18 protein-coding genes, 6 tRNA genes and 1 pseudogene are annotated in these 16888 nt (G+C 70.2%); 16 read left to right on the forward strand and 9 right to left on the reverse strand.

Annotation, left to right across the window (positions count from 1 at the left end; all coding sequences use genetic code 11):
• Positions 1-8: 8 nt before the first annotated feature.
• Positions 9-827, forward strand: a complete 819-nt coding sequence (locus ACFYO2_RS22135) for a TrmH family RNA methyltransferase (protein ID WP_388351589.1) — start codon at positions 9-11, stop codon at positions 825-827.
• A gap of 28 nt (positions 828-855) precedes the next feature.
• On the opposite strand, the gene ACFYO2_RS22140 is transcribed toward ACFYO2_RS22135, so the two are convergent.
• On the reverse strand, positions 856-2271 hold the full coding sequence (locus ACFYO2_RS22140; protein WP_388352005.1) for a serine/threonine-protein kinase: 1416 nt from the start codon (positions 2269-2271) through the stop codon (positions 856-858).
• Between the two features lie 196 nt (positions 2272-2467).
• Here ACFYO2_RS22140 and ACFYO2_RS22145 point away from each other — a divergent pair, with 196 nt between their 5' ends.
• The 4 genes from ACFYO2_RS22145 (at position 2468) to ACFYO2_RS22160 (ending at position 5289) form a co-directional block, all read left to right on the forward strand.
• The gene (locus tag ACFYO2_RS22145; RefSeq protein ID WP_388351592.1) at positions 2468-2743 is read left to right on the forward strand and encodes a hypothetical protein; all 276 of its coding nucleotides are present in this window, start codon (positions 2468-2470) and stop codon (positions 2741-2743) included.
• Positions 2744-2940: 197 nt separating this feature from the next.
• Positions 2941-3138, forward strand: a complete 198-nt coding sequence (locus ACFYO2_RS22150; RefSeq protein WP_053748661.1) for a hypothetical protein — start codon at positions 2941-2943, stop codon at positions 3136-3138.
• A 781-nt stretch (positions 3139-3919) separates the two neighbouring features.
• Positions 3920-4879, forward strand: coding sequence for a phosphotransferase (locus ACFYO2_RS22155; protein ID WP_388351595.1), 960 nt, complete (start codon positions 3920-3922; stop codon positions 4877-4879).
• A gap of 95 nt (positions 4880-4974) precedes the next feature.
• Entirely contained in the window at positions 4975-5289 is a 315-nt protein-coding gene (locus tag ACFYO2_RS22160; protein ID WP_388351596.1) for a zf-TFIIB domain-containing protein, read from the forward strand.
• 55 nt (positions 5290-5344) lie between these two features.
• Here the strand turns inward: ACFYO2_RS22160 and ACFYO2_RS22165 are convergent.
• From ACFYO2_RS22165 to ACFYO2_RS22185, 5 genes are all read right to left on the reverse strand, one after another.
• Positions 5345-5416, reverse strand: a tRNA-Val gene (locus ACFYO2_RS22165).
• A 34-nt stretch (positions 5417-5450) separates the two neighbouring features.
• A tRNA-Val gene (locus ACFYO2_RS22170) sits at positions 5451-5522 on the reverse strand.
• Between the two features lie 35 nt (positions 5523-5557).
• Positions 5558-5629 (reverse strand) — tRNA-Val (locus ACFYO2_RS22175).
• 1 nt (position 5630) lies between these two features.
• Positions 5631-5704: transfer RNA gene (locus ACFYO2_RS22180), tRNA-Cys, on the reverse strand.
• Between the two features lie 37 nt (positions 5705-5741).
• A tRNA-Gly gene (locus tag ACFYO2_RS22185) sits at positions 5742-5814 on the reverse strand.
• Positions 5815-5991: 177 nt separating this feature from the next.
• Here ACFYO2_RS22185 and ACFYO2_RS22190 point away from each other — a divergent pair.
• The 3 genes and pseudogenes from ACFYO2_RS22190 to ACFYO2_RS22200 form a co-directional block, all read left to right on the forward strand.
• Positions 5992-7032, forward strand: a pseudogene (locus ACFYO2_RS22190) (chorismate-binding protein); the annotation flags it as partial.
• A 156-nt stretch (positions 7033-7188) separates the two neighbouring features.
• The gene (locus ACFYO2_RS22195; RefSeq protein ID WP_388352008.1) at positions 7189-7935 is read left to right on the forward strand and encodes an aminotransferase class IV; all 747 of its coding nucleotides are present in this window, start codon (positions 7189-7191) and stop codon (positions 7933-7935) included.
• A gap of 53 nt (positions 7936-7988) precedes the next feature.
• On the forward strand, positions 7989-8813 hold the full coding sequence (locus ACFYO2_RS22200; RefSeq protein WP_388351597.1) for a GNAT family N-acetyltransferase: 825 nt from the start codon (positions 7989-7991) through the stop codon (positions 8811-8813).
• 45 nt (positions 8814-8858) lie between these two features.
• Here the strand turns inward: ACFYO2_RS22200 and ACFYO2_RS22205 are convergent, their stop codons facing one another.
• Positions 8859-9380: a DsbA family protein gene (locus ACFYO2_RS22205; protein WP_388351600.1), complete on the reverse strand. Its 522-nt coding sequence runs from the start codon at positions 9378-9380 to the stop codon at positions 8859-8861.
• A 462-nt stretch (positions 9381-9842) separates the two neighbouring features.
• On the opposite strand from ACFYO2_RS22205, the gene ACFYO2_RS22210 reads away from it, so the two are divergent.
• The gene (locus ACFYO2_RS22210; RefSeq protein ID WP_388351602.1) at positions 9843-10292 is read left to right on the forward strand and encodes a hypothetical protein; all 450 of its coding nucleotides are present in this window, start codon (positions 9843-9845) and stop codon (positions 10290-10292) included.
• A 154-nt stretch (positions 10293-10446) separates the two neighbouring features.
• A complete protein-coding gene (locus ACFYO2_RS22215; protein WP_020138043.1) occupies positions 10447-10599 on the forward strand; it encodes a hypothetical protein in 153 nt (50 codons plus the stop codon).
• Positions 10600-10704: 105 nt separating this feature from the next.
• On the opposite strand, the gene ACFYO2_RS22220 is transcribed toward ACFYO2_RS22215, so the two are convergent.
• Together ACFYO2_RS22220 and ACFYO2_RS22225 are read right to left on the reverse strand one after the other, a co-directional pair.
• Positions 10705-11265 (reverse strand): CGNR zinc finger domain-containing protein, encoded by a 561-nt coding sequence (locus tag ACFYO2_RS22220; protein WP_388351603.1) that lies wholly within the window; start codon positions 11263-11265, stop codon positions 10705-10707.
• A 218-nt stretch (positions 11266-11483) separates the two neighbouring features.
• Complete coding sequence (locus ACFYO2_RS22225) at positions 11484-11897, reverse strand: SsgA family sporulation/cell division regulator (protein WP_004002642.1); 414 nt, start codon at positions 11895-11897, stop codon at positions 11484-11486.
• Positions 11898-12088: 191 nt separating this feature from the next.
• Here ACFYO2_RS22225 and ACFYO2_RS22230 point away from each other — a divergent pair, with 191 nt between their 5' ends.
• The 6 genes from ACFYO2_RS22230 to ACFYO2_RS22255 all read left to right on the forward strand — a co-directional run bounded on the left by ACFYO2_RS22230 (position 12089) and on the right by ACFYO2_RS22255 (position 16806).
• On the forward strand, positions 12089-12541 hold the full coding sequence (locus ACFYO2_RS22230; RefSeq protein WP_388351606.1) for a TIGR02611 family protein: 453 nt from the start codon (positions 12089-12091) through the stop codon (positions 12539-12541).
• 78 nt (positions 12542-12619) lie between these two features.
• Positions 12620-12691: transfer RNA gene (locus tag ACFYO2_RS22235), tRNA-Val, on the forward strand.
• 361 nt (positions 12692-13052) lie between these two features.
• On the forward strand, positions 13053-14342 hold the full coding sequence (locus tag ACFYO2_RS22240) for an extracellular solute-binding protein (protein ID WP_388351609.1): 1290 nt from the start codon (positions 13053-13055) through the stop codon (positions 14340-14342).
• Between the two features lie 14 nt (positions 14343-14356).
• A complete protein-coding gene (locus ACFYO2_RS22245; RefSeq protein WP_388351612.1) occupies positions 14357-15313 on the forward strand; it encodes a carbohydrate ABC transporter permease in 957 nt (318 codons plus the stop codon).
• A complete protein-coding gene (locus tag ACFYO2_RS22250; protein WP_388351614.1) occupies positions 15310-16182 on the forward strand; it encodes a carbohydrate ABC transporter permease in 873 nt (290 codons plus the stop codon). Before ACFYO2_RS22245 ends, ACFYO2_RS22250 begins: the two co-directional genes overlap by 4 nt.
• A 24-nt stretch (positions 16183-16206) precedes the next feature.
• Positions 16207-16806 carry a hypothetical protein gene (locus ACFYO2_RS22255; RefSeq protein WP_388351617.1) on the forward strand — a complete coding sequence of 200 codons (600 nt, stop codon included), beginning with the start codon at positions 16207-16209 and terminating at the stop codon, positions 16804-16806.
• Positions 16807-16888 lie beyond the last annotated feature (82 nt).

Here is a 16888-nt window from a genome sequence, read left to right on the forward strand (position 1 = left end):
ATCACCCTGTGGCCGATCTCATCACCGTCGAGGACCCCGACGACCCGCGCCTGCACGACTACACGGGCCTGACCGACGTCGAGCTGCGCCGCAAGCGCGAGCCGGCCGAGGGCCTGTTCATCGCCGAGGGCGAGAAGGTGATCAGACGGGCCAAGGACACCGGCTACGAGATGCGTTCGATGCTGCTGTCCGCCAAGTGGGTCGACGTCATGCGCGACGTCATCGACGAACTCCCGGCCCCCGTCTATGCGGTCAGCCCGGAGCTCGCCGAGCAGGTCACCGGCTACCACGTGCACCGCGGCGCGCTCGCCTCCATGCAGCGCAAGCCGCTGCCCACGGCGGCCGACCTGCTCCACTCCACCCGCCGGGTCGTCGTCATGGAGTCGGTCAACGACCACACCAACATCGGCGCGATCTTCCGTTCGGCCGCTGCCCTCGGCATGGACGCGGTCCTGCTCTCCCCGGACTGCGCCGACCCCCTCTACCGCCGCAGCGTCAAGGTCTCCATGGGCGCGGTCTTCTCCGTGCCGTACGCCCGCCTCGACACCTGGCCCAAGGGCCTGGAGTCGGTCCGTGAGGCGGGCTTCACCCTCCTTGCCCTCACCCCGGACCCCAAGGCCAGGACCCTCGACGAAGCCGCCCCCCACAAGATGGACCGGGTGGCCCTGATGCTCGGCGCCGAGGGCGACGGCCTCTCCACCCAGGCCCTGGTGGCCGCCGACGAATGGGTCCGCATCCCCATGGCCCACGGAGTCGACTCCCTCAACGTGGGCGCGGCCGCAGCGGTCGCCTTCTACGCCGTGGCGACGGGCCGACCCGCGCCCTAGACGGCCGCCGCCGATCCGCGGGACGCGCCTAGTCCGATGCCGTGAGCGTCGACTCGTACCGCTCGGACATCAGCGGCGCGTCCAACGGCTCGTAGCCCGGCTGCCCATGCCGCACCGACTGCTCCCGCTGATTCCCTACGACGTCACCCTCGCCGCCGAGACCTCGCGGGGGCCCCTGACAGCCCTGCGCCGCGGCGATGCCGAGCGCCACCAGCAGCGTGACCACGACGAACACGAACAGCCGCTGGCGCAGAAGCCGCGGATTGGCGGGCCGCCGCCCGGTACCCGTACCCCTCGGCGTCGGCCGCCCGGCACCACCGCGCGACGCCGGACGACTCCCGCCGCCGGACCGCGTCGTGTTCCGCGCCGACCCCGACCGCGACGACGAACCGCCGCTGCGCGAGGTACTGCCACCCCGCGAAGGGGTCCCGCCCCGCACCGGAGCGGGGCCGCGCGCGCCACCTCGCGGCGGGGGAGTTCCCTGCGGACCCGGGGTGCCCTGCTGCCCCTGCGGCCGCCGCTGCGGCGCCCGCTCCGGATAAGTGTCGGCGAGCCGCCCGGTGGGCCGGTCCGCCTCACCGCCGCGCGGCGCGGGCGGCCGTACGTCCGCGAGGCCCTGCGTCTCCCGGGCCGCGATCTCCTTCAGCCGCAGCGACAGCTGGAGCGTGCTGGGCCGCTCCCCGGGGTCCTTCGCCAGACAGGCCCGGACCAGCGGGGCCAGTGCGTCCGGCACGCCGTGCAACTGCGCCTCCTCGTGCACCACGCGATACAGCATCACCTCGGAACTGCCGTGCCCGAAGGGCGAGTCGCCCATCGACGCGTACGCCAGGGTGGCGCCGAGTGAGAACACGTCCGTGGCCGGCGTCACCGCGGCGCCGCGCACCTGCTCGGGGGCGAGGAAACCGGGGGAGCCGACGGCCGTACCGACGTGCGTGAGCGTCGAAGCACCCGTCGCCCAGGCGATGCCGAAGTCGATGATCCGCGGTCCCTTGGGGGACAGCAGGATGTTGGACGGCTTGAGGTCCCGGTGCACCACACCGGCCTCGTGCACCGCCACGAGCCCCTCCGACAGGGCGGCCCCGACGGCGGCCACGTCGGCGGCGCCCAGGGGCCCCTCGTCGGCGACCTTGTCGTGCAGGGAGGGACCGGGCACGTACTGCGTGGCGAACCACGGCCGGTCGGCGTCGAGGTCGGCGGCGACGAGCCGTGCCGTGCACCCGCCGCGGATCCGCCGTGCCGCCGAGACCTCGCGTGCGAAGCGTGAGCGGAACTCCTGGTCCTCCGCCAGGTCCGGCCGGATCACCTTGAGCGCGACTCGCTGGCCCTTGCGGTCGGAGCCCAGATAGACAACGCCCATCCCGCCCGCGCCGAGCCGTCTGTGAAGCCTGAACGAGCCGACGACGCGCGGGTCCTCGCGCCTCAGGCGCATCATCGCCATGTTCATCCCCGCTGCCCGGTCCGTGTGACGTGCCACAGCTTACGTTTCCACGGGCCGCCGCGCGCAGAGGCCGCGCCCTCTCGGGGCGATGGATTGTCAGTGCTGGATGGGAGACTTGAGAAGTGGTCAGGGAGCTCGCGGGCAGGGCGACTTGGGCTGGTCTGTGATCCCAACCACCCGTCGCAGAAGGGGGATTGAACCCGTGAAGGGTGATCGTGTGGAGATAGTCGTGGACGCCGGGGACACGACGCGTACGTACGAGGTGGTGGCGAGCAGGGCGGGCCGCCGGGTGGAGACAGCGGTACGCCGAGGTGTGGTGGAAGTGAGCGAAGTCACCCGCAACGGCTCCGTCGTCCGCACGGCCCGCTTCATGGCGAACCGGGTGCTGGCGCTGGTCGAGCAGCCGATCCCGCGAGAGGACAACTCGGAGAAATCGGGGCACAGTGGGCGCCCCCTCCGGGAAGACCCCGAGACCTAGGACGCGTTCTCCACCCACGGGAGTACTCCGCAGGTCATGGCTCATCCTCCGGGAGGCCCGGCAATCGGTACGAGGGCATGACGTGCGCCGAGCGCAGGACGCCTAACTTTGAGGTCAAGCGGCGGGTGCAGCACTCGTCCCCCGAGGTCAGACACCCGCCGCTGCCAACCACAACAGAGACGGTCAGGAGAGGGACCATGGCCTACACGGCACCGCGGACACTGGTCCGCACCCAGGAGCGCATCGCGCTCCGCCCCCGCCGCACGGGCCGTCGCCACCCGCTGGTGGCGACACTCATGGCCCTTCCCCTGGCGGCACTGCTCCTCCTCGTCTTCGACGGCTGGGAGACAGTGGCCACACAAGCGTCGTCCGTGGGAGTGATGCTGGGGCGCTGAGCGGCGACCCCAGGCCCGGAAGAGCGGTCCGGGCGGGGACATCCACCCATGAAACCCCGTGGGGACGGGGGTGCGGCGGACGGCAAAAATGCCGGCGCAGCTGGGGAGCTGCGCCGGCATTGCTTTGCCCGGAACCGGTGGCGCGTGCGCGTTGCGCCTTCGGTTCCGTTGGGGGGCGGGGGCGCGTCGGGGGTGTCCGTCCTCGCAACGGCGCGAAATCGGTCCCTCACCAACGCACCGGCGTTGACGCGCCAATCCTGCGGGCGAACACCCCCGACACGCCCCCTTCCCGCCGTACGCGGGTGCCGGAGCCCCTACGCCTCCGACGGTCCCCTCAACCACCGAGTCGGGCGGTGGGCAGCGGCCGTCCCAAATCCACCCACCTGCCACTGGGTTCCAGCCCCCAGGACGAGGCCCGCCTCCCGACCCACCGAGTCGGGCGGTGGGCAGCGGCCGTCCAACCCCCGCCCACCCGCTGGGGCCCCCGGCCTCCGGGGGGGTGAGGCCCGTCTCCAGAGCGGCCGAGTCGGGCCGTGGGCAGCGGCCGTCCCTGACCCGGACCCACCCGCTGGGGGCGCAGCCCCCGGGGCGACGGTTACTCCTCGATCGACCGAGTCGGGTGGTGGGTGGGCATAGGCCGGGGGTCTGGGGGCGGAGCCCCCAGCCGACGCCCGCACCGGCGCCGGGTGACTGGACAGCCGGCGGCACGGCCGACACCTCCGGAGCCGCTGAAAACTTGCGTACCCTCGCGAACGAACCGCCCGCACGCGCCAGGAGCCCAGTGACCCACGCCCTGCTTTCCGACCTCACCACCCGAGCGAGGGCCGAGGCCCACTCGGCGGCAGCCGCCTGCCCCTGCGGAGCGACCGCCACCCTCGCCGACCGCCCCGACGCCACAGTCGTCCGGCACGCCGACACCGTCGCCAAGGCCCACGCCCCCGACACCACCCGCACCGAGCTGACCCCCCGGCTCATCGCCGCCACCCATCTCCCCGGCATCCTGCTTCCCCCACTCAGCCCGACCCCGGCCCACCTGCACGGCAGGCTCGTGACGTTCTGGCCGTACGGCACTCCCGTGGACCCGGAGAATCCAGACGCGGCCCCTTGGGAGGACGCCGCCACCCTCCTCGCCCTGCTCCACCGAACTCCCACCACGGCCCTGCCGGCATCTCCATCCCCGACACCTGCGCCTCTCGCCCTGCCCCCCATGCGCGGCCCCGCCAAAGCCGCCCTCGCGGTCACCCGCCTCCGTACGACAGCCGCACACCACCCCGCCGCCGCTTCCGTCCTGCACGCCTGGTCCACCCTCCCCGCCTGGGCCCGTGCCGAGAGCCCCATGCCGGACACCGCCACGCTCTGCCACGGCGACCTCCACCTCGGCCAACTGGTCCGCCATCCCGCGCCCGACGGCCCGTGGCTGCTCATCGACGTCGACGATCTCGGCGTCGGCGTCCCGGCCTGGGACCTCGCCCGTCCCGCGGCCTGGTACGCCTGTGGACTGCTCTCGCCCGAGGAGTGGACCCGCTTCCTGACCGCCTACCGCACGGCGGGCGGCCCCGCCGTCCCCGCGGACGGCGACCCCTGGCCCGCACTGGACGTGCCGGCCCGCGCCCTCACCGTGCAGACCGCCGCCCGGTCGATCGCCAAGGCCGTCGCGGCGGACCGCCCCCTGGACGACGTGGAGCAGGCACTGGTCGACGCCTGCGACCGGATCGGTTCCGCACTGCCGGAATCCGAGTGAGGTTTCCCCAAGTAGGGTGCAACCGACCGCAGCCGGACAGAGTCTGTCCTGGCGAAACACTAAGCAGGACCGACCGGCGAGGAGTTGAGCCGACCATGCAGTGTCCGAAGTGCCATGCGCCGATGCACACGTACAACCGCAACGGCGTCCAGATCGAGCAGTGCAGCGGCTGCCGCGGCATATTCCTCGACTACGGCGAGCTGGAGGCGCTGACCCGCCTGGAGTCCCAGTGGGGTGCCCCCGCCGTCCCGCCGCCCCCGGCAGCCCCGCAGTACCCGGCCGGTCCCGGCGGGCACGCCGCTCCCGCCGCTCCCGCCTGGGGTGCCCCGCAGGGCGGCCACTACGGCCACCAGGGTCATCACGGTCACCAGCGCAACCGGGGCTTCGGCCACATGCTGTTCTCCAGCTGACAGCCGACCGGCACACGAAGAAGCCCCCGGCCACAGGGCCGGGGGCTTCGATGTGTGGACGATACTGGGATTGAACCAGTGACCTCTTCCGTGTCAGGGAAGCGCTCTCCCGCTGAGCTAATCGTCCTCGGGACCACAGCCCGGAGGCCGTGGGCACTGCGTGCGCGATACTGGGATTGAACCAGTGACCTCTTCCGTGTCAGGGAAGCGCTCTCCCGCTGAGCTAATCGCGCGGGTCCGGATCTTGCCGCAGTGAGGGAAGATCCAGTGGACGATACTGGGATTGAACCAGTGACCTCTTCCGTGTCAGGGAAGCGCTCTCCCGCTGAGCTAATCGTCCTTGGAGGTGGAGACGGGATTTGAACCCGTGTAGACGGCTTTGCAGGCCGTTGCCTCGCCTCTCGGCCACTCCACCAGGAGTGCAGGGGGCCGGGAAGACCCCTGTTCCTTCGAGCGGACGACGAGGCTCGAACTCGCGACCTCAACCTTGGCAAGGTTGCGCTCTACCAACTGAGCTACGTCCGCTTGTCGTTTCGGTCCGCTCGCGCGTCCCGGTGACGTCTGAACTCTAGCGGATTCCCGGGCCAGCACAAAAACGCGTTTGCGCAGCGTGCTGCGCTACGCCTGCTCAGGGACGTGCCCGGGGCTGCCGGACGGACACGGCCAGGTCAATTGCCGGACACCCACCCTAGACTCGACAGCGTGCTCGACCTCCCTCCCCTCGCCCGGTTCGGCGACCGCGTGGCCACTGGTCTCCTCGACGTCACCAGCGATCCCGCGGCGCTCGACTCCACCGGTTTCTGGGCAGTCTGCGCGGACTTCGAGGGCCGTCTGACCTGCGCCCGCTTCGGGGACGTACGGGAGGAGCCGGTGCCCGCCCCGGTGCCGGGGGAGTGGCGCGGGCCGGCCGCCGGTGACTGGACGTCCTCCCTCGACCGCGCCGCGTACACGGCGGGCGTCCGGCGCATCCGTGAGCACATCGCCGCAGGCGAGGTCTACCAGGCCAACCTCTGCCGGGTGCTGTCCGCGCCCGTCGCGCCGGACGCCGACGTGGACGCCCTCACCGCACTGCTGGCGCGCGGCAACCCGGCGCCGTACGCGGGGACGATCCGGCTGCCCGGCCACGGTGTGGAGATCGCGACCGCCTCGCCCGAGCTGTTCCTGCGGCGCGACGGCCGGGTCGTCGAGTCCGGCCCGATCAAAGGCACCGGACGCACCGAGGCGGACCTCCTGGAGAAGGACTACGCCGAGAACGTGATGATCGTCGACCTCGTCCGCAACGACCTCGGGCGCGTCTGCGTCACCGGCAGCGTGACCGTCCCCGACCTGTGCGCCGTCGAGAAGCACCCAGGTCTGGTCCACCTCGTGTCCACCGTGCGTGGCGAGCTGCGCGAGGACGCCGGGTGGCCCGAACTGTTCTCCGCCGCCTTCCCGCCGGGATCGGTCACGGGTGCGCCCAAGTCGAGCGCGCTGCGGATCATCGATGCGCTGGAGAGGGGGGCGAGGGGGCCGTACTGCGGCGGCATCGGCTGGGTGGACGCGGACCGCGGCGTCGGTGAGCTGGCCGTGGGCATCCGCACCTTCTGGATCGACCGTGCGGAGGGTGTACTGCGCTTCGGTACCGGCGCCGGCATCACCTGGGGGTCCGACCCCGGGGCCGAATGGCGGGAGACCGAACTGAAGGCGTCCCGGCTGCTGGCGGTAGCGTCGGGATCGTACGAGGTGACTGGAGGGACCCTGACGTGCTGTGCTGACCCGGGGGGGGCGATCTCCGGAGACCCGGCCGAAACCAGGCGGCCGGCACATTCCAGTGAGGTAGAGACAGTGAAGCTTTGGCTCGACGGCGGGCTGCAGGACATCGAGTCCGCCCGTGTCTCCGTCTTCGACCACGGGCTGACCGTGGGCGACGGCATCTTCGAGACGGTGAAGGCGGTGCACGGCAGGCCGTTCGCGCTCACCCGGCACCTCGACCGGCTGACCCGCTCCGCGCGCGGCCTCGGCCTGCCCGACCCCGACCTCGACGAGGTCCGCCGTGCCTGCGCCGCCGTCGTCGAGGCCAACCCGATGCCGCTCGGCCGGCTGCGCATCACGTACACCGGCGGCTACGGCCCGCTCGGCTCAGACCGCGGCGAGCGTGGCCCGACCCTCGTGGTCGCCCTCGGCGAGACCACCCGCCGCCCCGACTCCACGGCCGTGATCACCGTCCCGTGGACGCGCAACGAACGCGGCGCGCTCACCGGCCTCAAGACCACCTCGTACGCCGAGAACGTCGTCGCCCTCGCCCGCGCCCGCCAAGAGGGCGCGTCCGAGGCGCTGTTCGCCAACACGGTCGGACAGCTCTGCGAAGGCACCGGGTCGAACGTCTTCGTCGTCCTGGACGGCGAGATCCACACCCCGCCGCTCGCCTCCGGCTGCCTCGCCGGCATCACCCGTGCCCTGGCCGTCGAGTGGACGGGCGCCAAGGAGACGGACCTGCCGCTGGACGTCCTGGAACGGGCGGACGAGGTCTTCCTGACCTCCACCCTGCGGGACGTACAGGCCGTGCACCGGGTCGACGACCGCGCACTGCCGGGCGCACCGGGCGCGGTGACCGCCAAGGCCATGCGGATCTTCGACGAGCGGTCGGGCAACGACCTGGACCCCTAAGTCCGGCCGATATTCGGCTGACCGACGGCCCGGCGGAGGGTAGAACTCCCCTGATGACCACGACCCTGCGGCCGAGCGAGCCGCTTCAGCGCAACGCCGACGGGACGCGTTCACGCCACTACCAGGTGTGCGTGAACAGCCGTCCCGTCGGCGCGATACACCTGGGCACGTCTCCGTCCTTCGGCGACTCGGTGGCCCGCGTCCACAAGGTGCGCATCGAGGAGCCCGACCGCCGCCGCGGCCGGGGCACGGTGGCCATGCTCGCCGCGGAGGAGGTGGCGCGCGGCTGGGGCTGCAGGCAGATCGAGATCGGTGTACCCGCGGACGCCGAGGCGGCACTGCGGCTCGTCAAGGCGCTCGGCTACGTGCTGCGCAACCGCGGCATGGAGAAGCGGCTCGCCGACACCCCGCCCGAACTGCCCGCCGGCAGCCTGGCGCGCCCCATGACCGAGGGCGAGTTCGACGCGTGGCAGGAACACGAGTCGGAGGACTACGCGCGCACCTGGATGGCACGGGGTGTGCCGGAGGCCGAGGCGTACGCCAAGTCCCGGCGCGACCACGAAACGCTCCTGCCGCAGGGCCTGGCCACCGAGAACATGCTGTTCAGCATCCTGGAACACGAGGGCACCCGTGTGGGCGTTCTCTGGCTCGCCCTGCGCGGCGAGAAGGCCTACGTCTTCGACGTCGAGGCCGACGAGGCCCACCGCGGCCGGGGACACGGCCGTACGCTCATGCTGCTGGCGGAGACCCAGGCGATCGTCGACGGCAGTCGGATCCTCGGCCTCAACGTGTTCGCGGGCAACACCCCGGCCGAGCGGCTCTACGAGTCACTCGGGTACGAGACGACGCAGTACGCCCTCTACAAGCCGTTGCTGTAGGCCAACCCTGGCTGAGGCCAAGCCTTGCTGTGGGCCGCGGCCGGCTCAGGCGCCCTGCTCGGCCAGCAGTCGGTCCGCGATCTCCTGGATGCGCTCGCGCAGCCCTTCCTGGCTCTTGCCGCCGTCGAGGCGCTCGCCGCCGATGACATAGGTGGGGGTGCCGGTCACGCCGATCGCCTTGCCCTCGGCCTGGTCGGCGTCCACGATCAGGATGTGCCGGCCGTCGATCAGCGCCGTGTCGAACTCCTCGGCGTCCAGCCCGAGTTCGCTGGCGACCTCGACCAGGAAGGGTTCTCCCTTACGGTCCAGCTCTTCCACCCGGCCCAGCACCGCCTCGACGAACGGCCAGCCCTGCCCTTGTTCCACGGCCTCCTCGGCGGCCTGCGCGGCGGCGAAGGCGTGCTTGTGCTTCTCCAGGGGGAAGTGCCGCAACCGCACGTCCAGCCGGTCGCCGTAGCGGGCACGCAGGGCACGGAGGTCGTCCAGGGCGCTGCGGCAGTCCGGGCACTGGAGTTCGCACCAGACGTCGAGAACGGGGGCGGCAGGCGCGGGGGAGGAGTCGCTCATGCCCCCAGTCTCCCAGCCCGGGCCCGGACGCCCCAATCGGACCTCGTCCCCGGCAGCGGCCGCCACCTGGGACGGCGACCTCGGCGGGCGCCTGCGACGGCGACTCTGACCGGCACCTGCGATCGGCGCCTGCGATCCCCGGCGGCGCCTGCGGTGAACGCCCCGGCCGCGTCGGCGGAGGTACCGGACATGACGGCGGCACCCGCAGGGGTTGGGAACTGCTGAGGGGGACCAGCCTGCCCAACACCGTTCGGGGCAGCGCCACCGAGCAGCAGTCCTGGCAACAGGACTCGCTCCCGCTCAGTGTTTAGGAACGGTACGGTCCCGACCGGCACCTGCGGAGGAGTCGACCCGGAGATGTCCCTGATGTCCGGTCGGAGGATGGCCCGGCAGGGTGGTGGGGGTGCAGGATGGAAGGGACGAAGTGCCCCTGCCCGACCGAGCCCTGCCCTGGAGGACCGGATGATTGCCGAGACCGTCTGTTCCGCCGTCGCCGCGGCCGGCCTGGGCATCGCGGCTGTCACGGCGTACCGGAAGCGTTTCCTCTCCGCCGTTCGCATCGCCGCCTACTCCCTCGTTCCCCTCGGCCTGGTCATGACCGGTGTCGTCGAGTGGCTCGCGGACACCGCGTTCAGCCCGACGGCCTGGGCGGGCTTCGTGGTGCTCGGCGTCTCCTGGCTGCTGTTCGCGAGTACACGTGCGGTGGAGCGCCGCCGAGGAGGCACCCGCAAGGAGCGCAAGGCGGCGGCCAAGGATGCCGCCCGGCGTGAGGCCGTCGCACCGGCGGCCTCGGTGCCCTCCCTGGGCCCGGGCGCCCGCCCGACCGCCAAACCCGCCGGCCGGCCCCGCAACGAGACGGCCACGGATGACTTCAGCGACATCGAGGCCATCCTCAAGAAGCACGGCATATGACTTCCGCATGAGGCACTGAAACGACACAGCGCGTCGCTGCGCGTGCGGAAATGATCACGACCCGAACCGGAGATCACGGAATTCGGCGAACTCCCGCTCACTGCGGGCGTGTTGATCGCGTCCCGAGTCCCGTCTGCGTCATCATCGCCGCGAGATGCTGGACACGACACAGAGCGACGCCGCGCCACCTCAGGACGAGCCGCGCGGATGCCTCTTCGCCCTTTCCCAGCCACCGCTGATGATCTTCCTTGCGGTGATCGGGTGTCTGCTGCTCATGGCTGCGCTGCACGACCTGCTGTTGCTGTGAGCCATACTCGTGGTCCCCGGCGTCACCCGCCGGGGACCACGAAGACACCGGCGTCCGGTCCAGGTCTCGTCTCGGCCGATACGCCCGGGCCCTCAGTTCCGGGCCTCAGCCCGCCGCCTCTTTGCGCCGCGCCCGATAGGCGGCCACGTGCAGCCGGTTGCCGCAGGTCCGACTGTCGCAGTACCGGCGCGAGCGGTTGCGGGAGAGGTCCACGAAGGCGCGCCGGCAGTCGGGCGCCTCGCAGCGGCGCAGCCGCTCCTCCTCGCCGGCCACCACGAAGAACGCCAGCGCCATCCCGCAGTCGGCGGCCAGATGATCGGCGACCGAGGCGCCGGGTGCGAAGTAGTGCACGTGCCAGTCGTAGCCGTCGTGGTCCGTGAGCCGCGGTGTGGTGCCCGCGGCGGCGACCAGCTCGTTGATCAGTCCGGCGGTGGCCCGGGCGTCCGGAGCGGCGAAGACCGCGGCGAACCGCCCGCGGATCGTGCGCACCGCCGAGAGGTCGAACTCCGAGAGCACTCCGACATCGCTGATTTCGTGGTTTCGTACGAAATCCTCGAGGGCGGCGAGATCCGGCAGCGCATCCTGGGCCGTGTCGTCCTCCGGTGCGGTGTTCACCAGATCCACCACGGTGTCGAGGGCGCACCGGGTGTCGTGGGTGATCAGCACGTTTCGCTCCCTGGCCTGGGGGTCGGGCGGACGCCCGCCGATGCTGGCCGATGGTAATGGGTCGCGGGCCCTCGAGGTCGGCGCCGTCCCCTCACGGGACAACGCACACGGCGCCGCCCCCGTGAGGGGACGGCGCCGATGCATGCCGTATGCGGTTGTCTGGGCCCGAGCCGTCTCCCCGAGTGGACGGCGCCGGGCGGCTCTGTACAGCCTCGCCCCTAGCTTTCCGCCAGGATGTGCGAGAGCTCCTGATCGAGATCGAAGTGCCGATGCTCCGTGCCGGGAGGCACAGCCGCATCCGTTCGCTTCAGGAAGGACTCCAGGGCCCTCGCAGGGGCCTCCAACAGCGCCTCGCCCTCCGGAGAACTCAGGGCGATGCAGACGACGCCCTGACCATGACTGCGGGACGGCCAGACGCGGACGTCGCCTGTGCCGGTGGGCCGGTGGAGGCCCTCCGCGAGAAGGTCGCGGGCGAACACCCACTCGACGGTTTCCTCGGCTCCGGTGTGGAAGGTGGCGTGCACGGCGTAGGGGTCGGCCGTGTCGTACCGCAGGCCTGCGGGGACAGGCAGGGAGGACTCGCTCGACACAACGAGGCGCAGGTGCAGCTCGCAGCTGACCGTGGTGTTCATAAGCGCCAGGGCCTTTCGCTCAGTGTGCGCTCGGGGATTCGCACGTCGGCGAAATCGACATGCCACCTACGGTGCCGTTGTAAACCCCTCTGAGTGTTTTGCGTGCCTTTACGTAACTCTTCCGGCCGAGAGTGCGTTCGCACGGTACGACCATTCCGGTGACCGGTTTCCGTCCGGTAGGGTTTGGCCCTATGAATACGGGGAGTGACCAGCCGGGCGAGGTGGCCGCGGCGGTGGAAAAGACGCGCACCGACGGGGCGCAGGGCGAGCAGGGGCTCGGTTCCAAGGCGCCCGCATTCGTCCAGGCACGCCGCATGCTGCACCTGAGCTGGCAGGTCGGGATCTTCGTCATCGGGCTCGCGGTCGTGGCCCTGGGCATCGTCATGCTGCCGCTGCCCGGACCGGGCTGGGTCGTGATCTTCGGTGGCATGGCGATCTGGGCGACCGAGTTCGTCTGGGCCCAGCTGGTGCTCCGCTGGACCAAGCGCAAGGTCACCGAGGCGGCCCAGCGTGCCCTCGACCCCAGGGTCCGGCGGCGCAACATCATCCTGACGTCGGTCGGCCTCGTGATCGTGGGCGTCATCGTCGGGATCTACCTGTGGAAGTTCGGCATCGTGATGCCCTGGAAGATCAAGGATCAGTGAGCCGCGACGGGGGTGCGCAGGCCGGCCTGCGCCGGTCACGCCCATCCCCTGACATGGGGTAATGTTCTTCCTGCATCCGGGCGATTAGCTCAGTGGGAGAGCGCTTCGTTCACACCGAAGAGGTCACTGGTTCGAACCCAGTATCGCCCACCGGATTCGGCGGCCCGTCTGCGACAGCGCAGACGGGCCGCCGTCGGCTTGCGCGCGGTTGCGCGCCCTTCGGTCGCCGTGGGACGGAGGCCGCGCCCGCAGGCGAATTTCCGCCGACCCGCCTCCGTGCGCTGAAGGCGGGTTCACGTTCGGCCTGTCGACCACAGCCGCCTCACCTGCGGTGTCACCTCCCCGGCGGCGAGACCAGGACCCGACGCACCGTCAACTCCCTTTGCCGGCCCACAAGAAATTCCTGTCCGAATCATTGACGCACCCCGAGCCCCTCCGTAACTTGTGCCAGCAAGCGCTTACTTGAAACGATTCATGCAGGCGGCAACGACGCTGCGGGGAGGGTCCGACTGTGGGAACCAGCAGGAGTGTTGAGAGGCGTACGATCCTGAAGGCCGCGGGAGCGACGGCGGCCACACTGGGCCTGGCCGCGACTACGGGGTGCGGGGGAGACGGCGGTACCTCCTCGGACGGGACGGTGACGCTCCGTTATGCGTGGTGGGGCGGCGAGCCGCGCACCATCGCCATCAAGAAGACGATCGCGCTCTTCGAGAAGAAGTACCCGAAGATCAAGATCAAGCCTGAATTCACCGACTACGCGGCGTTCTGGGAGAAGTTCCAGACACAGGCCTCCGGCGGGAATCCGCCGGACGTATTCCAGAATGCGGTCGGTTTCCTGCGGAAGTACGACAAGCGCGGTGTCCTGCTCGATCTCAAGACGCAGGCGGACGCCGGGAATCTGAGCCTGGACAACTTCCGCAACGGCGTTCTGGCGAACGGTCAGGTCGACGGCAAGCAGCTCGGCATCCCCGTCGGCGCCAACACCATGGCGCTCGTCATCGACCTCAAGGCCTTCAAGAAGGCCGGCGTCGAGGCGAAGATGGGTTGGACCTGGGACGAGTACTTCGACACGCTCCAGACGATCCAGGACAAGCTGAAGATCGCCGGCGACACCAGCTACTTCAGCATCATGTACCTGTACGACCTGTACCTGCGTCAGAACGGCAAGGCCTTCTTCACCGACTCCGATCTCGGCTTCACCGAGGACGACCTCACGCAGTGGTGGACGGACGGCTACAAGCGCGTGAAGTCCGGGCTCGTCGCCGACCCCAAGAAGATCGAGCAGGTCTATCCCAAGTCCGGTCTGTCGGCCGGGCTCGCTGCGTCCGAGTTCACCTGGGACAACTTCTCCATCCGCTACGAGGGTGAGGGCGAGTCGGACTACGGGCTCGCGCCGATCCCCACCACGGACGGCAAGCAGACCGGCCAGTACCTCGGCTCGCTGATGCTCAGTGCCTTCTCCGGGACCAAGCACCCCAAGGAAGTCGCCCAGTTCATCTCCTTCATGGTCCACGACCCCGAGGTCGGCAAGATCATGGGCTACGACCGCGGCATCCTCGCCACGACCGAGCAGTACGACGCGTTCACGCCCACCGACGCCCAGAACAAGGGTGTCAAGGCGTACGAGGAAGAGGTGGCCAAGGCCGGCGTGCTCGGGAAGATCACGCCGCACCCGTCGGGCGCCGATGTCATCGAGGCGGCGTTCCTGCGGATCGGTGGCGAGGTCGCCCAGGGCAAGACCAAGCCGGCCGACGCCGCCAAGGCGCTGTTCAGCGAGGCCAAGGCCGCGTTCGCGGGCTGAGGGGACGTACCACCATGACGCTCGTCAAGGAAGCGCCCGCGCGCCCGGTGAAGAAGCGGTCCGCCGCTCCTGCCGCCGGGCGGCGCGGGCGGCGCCGCGAGAACATCGCCGGCTATCTCTTCATGTCGCCGTGGATCGCGGGATTCCTGGTGCTCACGGCGGGGCCGATGATCGCGTCGCTGTACTACGCGTTCACCCGCTACAACCTCTTCACTCCGCCTCAGTGGGTGGGCTTCGACAACTTCACGACCATGTTCCAGGACCCGCGCTGGCAGAAGTCCGTCGAGGTCACGCTGAAGTACGTCGTCGTGGCCACGCCGCTGAAGCTGCTGCTCGCGCTCGGTGTCGCGCTGCTGCTCGCGCAGAAGCGGCGTGGGCAGGGGCTGTACAGGGCCGCGTTCTACATGCCCTCGCTCATCGGCGCCAGCGTCTCCGTCGGCTTCGTGTGGCGGGCGCTGTTCTCGGACGACGCGGTCGTGGATCGCACACAGAAGGTCTTCGGGCTGGACGTGGGCGGCTGGATCGGCAACCCGGACTACGTCATCTACGCGCTGGTGGCGCTGAGTATCTGGCAGTTCGGCGCGCCGATGGTCATCTTCCTGGCCGGTCTCAAGCAGGTTCCGCGGGAGCTGTACGAGGCTGCCGAGATGGACGGGGCCGGTCCCCTCCGGCGGTTCTGGAACATCACGCTGCCGATGATCTCCCCGGTGCTGTTCTTCAACGTGCTGCTGGAGTCCATCCACGCGTTCCAGGTGTTCGGGTCCGCGTATGTGGTCTCCAACACCCAGTGCGGGCCGGCCGACGCCACCCTCGTCTACACCTGTTACCTGTACCAGAAGGGCTTCAAGGAGGCCCAGATGGGCTTCGCCTCCGCGATGGCCTGGACACTGGTGGTCGCGGTGGCGCTCGTGACGGCGGTCCTGTTCTGGTCGCAGAAGAAGTGGGTGCACTACGAGGAGGCCGCCAAGTGACCACTGTCAGCACCCCTGCCGTGCGCACGGCCAACGAGCGGCGGCGCACCGGTTCGATCGCCTGGCATGTGGGCGCGCTCGTCGTCCTCGCGGTCGTCCTCTACCCGGTGATCTGGGTACTCGGTGCCTCGTTCAAGCCGAGCAAGGACATCATCGCCAGCATCGACCTGCTGCCCACCAAGCCGGTCTCGGAGAACTTCTCCGGGCTCGCCGACGGCATCTCCGGCATCTCCATCAGCACGTTCTTCACGAACTCGCTGATGTACGCGGGTCTCGCCGTGGTCGGTGTCGTGCTGTCCAGCTCGCTGACGGCGTACGCCTTCGCCAAGATCCGGTTCGCCGGGCGGAACCTGTTGTTCACGCTGATGATCGGCACGCTGCTGCTGCCCTATCACGTCCTGCTCATCCCGCAGTACGTGATGTTCCGCAAGCTTGAGCTCACGGACACCCTGGTCCCGCTCGTAGCGGGCAAGTTCCTGGCCACGGAGGCGTTCTTCGTCTTCCTGATGGTGCAGTTCATGCGCGGGCTGCCGCGCGAGCTGGACGAGGCAGCCAAGCTCGACGGCTGCGGGCACTTCAGGACCTACTGGTCCGTCGTGCTGCCGCTGTGCCGCCCCGCCCTCATCACCAGCGCGATCTTCACCTTCATCAACGCGTGGAACGACTTCATGGGACCGTTGATCTACCTCAACACCCCTGACAAGTACACCGTCTCGCTCGGCCTGATGATGTTCCGCGACCAGGAGGGCATCTCCAACTACGGCAGCATGATCGCGATGTCGCTGGTGGCGCTGGTGCCGGTCATCGCCTTCTTCATGGCGTTCCAGCGGTACCTCATCGACGGTATGGCGACGTCCGGACTGAAGTGAGCAGAAAGGGCTGAGGCGGTCACCATGGCGGAAGCACGTGTGAAGGCTCGTTCCCGGCGCAGGGAGTCCGTCTTCGGCGAACGGTTCGCGGTCTTCGCCGAGTGCCTGCTCACCGGTGTGTGGATCGCCGTGGCCTGTCTCGGGGTCGTCACCTACCCCGCGGCCTTCGCCGCCGGCGCACGGCATCTGCGGCGTCGTACGACCCACGAGGCCGGTGGCTGGCGGGAGTTCGTCGCGGACTTCCGTACGGCCGAGCGCGCCGGGTGGATCGTCGGGCTCGTCGGCTGGGTGGCGGCCGCCGCGATCCGGGTGGACGTCCTGGCCGCACGGGCCGGGATTCCCGGCGGGCCGTTCGTCGGGGCGGTCGGCATTTTCGCGCTGGTCGGACTCGCCGTGGCGCTGCTGCGGGCCGCCGCCGTCTGGACGCCGGGTGCCACCTGGCGGGCGCTGCTCGCGGACGCCGGGCGGCGGACCGTGCTCGATCCCGCCGGGTCCTTCCTGATCGTCTGCGGGCTGGGTGTCGTCACCCTGTCCGGCATGTTCATCGCACCGCTGGCGGTCCCCGTCCTGGGGGCCGTCGCGGCGGCGGCCGTCGCCGTCGAGGAGCGGTACCGGCACCGCTGACACGCGGTGCCCTCGCACAAGGTCGGCGCCCTGGGCGTCGTACCTCTCTCTGTCATGCCCCTGACCACCCTCTGCATCCCGC

Origin of the sequence: Streptomyces sp. NPDC006602 (assembly GCF_042870385.1) — a bacterium.
In the GTDB taxonomy this organism is placed as follows: domain Bacteria; phylum Actinomycetota; class Actinomycetes; order Streptomycetales; family Streptomycetaceae; genus Streptomyces.

Bases quoted from the DNA above. Each gene is read 5' to 3' on its own strand.
- ACFYO2_RS22140 (WP_388352005.1), bottom strand. From the start codon at position 2,271: ATGAACATGGCGATGATGCGCCTGAGGCGCGAGGACCCGCGCGTCGTC.
- ACFYO2_RS22150 (WP_053748661.1), top strand. From the start codon at position 2,941: ATGGCCTACACGGCACCGCGGACACTGGTCCGCACCCAGGAGCGCATC.
- ACFYO2_RS22160 (WP_388351596.1), top strand. From the start codon at position 4,975: ATGCAGTGTCCGAAGTGCCATGCGCCGATGCACACGTACAACCGCAAC.
- ACFYO2_RS22200 (WP_388351597.1), top strand. From the start codon at position 7,989: ATGACCACGACCCTGCGGCCGAGCGAGCCGCTTCAGCGCAACGCCGAC.
- ACFYO2_RS22205 (WP_388351600.1), bottom strand. From the start codon at position 9,380: ATGAGCGACTCCTCCCCCGCGCCTGCCGCCCCCGTTCTCGACGTCTGG.
- ACFYO2_RS22210 (WP_388351602.1), top strand. From the start codon at position 9,843: ATGATTGCCGAGACCGTCTGTTCCGCCGTCGCCGCGGCCGGCCTGGGC.
- ACFYO2_RS22215 (WP_020138043.1), top strand. From the start codon at position 10,447: ATGCTGGACACGACACAGAGCGACGCCGCGCCACCTCAGGACGAGCCG.
- ACFYO2_RS22225 (WP_004002642.1), bottom strand. From the start codon at position 11,897: ATGAACACCACGGTCAGCTGCGAGCTGCACCTGCGCCTCGTTGTGTCG.
- ACFYO2_RS22230 (WP_388351606.1), top strand. From the start codon at position 12,089: ATGAATACGGGGAGTGACCAGCCGGGCGAGGTGGCCGCGGCGGTGGAA.
- ACFYO2_RS22245 (WP_388351612.1), top strand. From the start codon at position 14,357: ATGACGCTCGTCAAGGAAGCGCCCGCGCGCCCGGTGAAGAAGCGGTCC.
- ACFYO2_RS22255 (WP_388351617.1), top strand. From the start codon at position 16,207: ATGGCGGAAGCACGTGTGAAGGCTCGTTCCCGGCGCAGGGAGTCCGTC.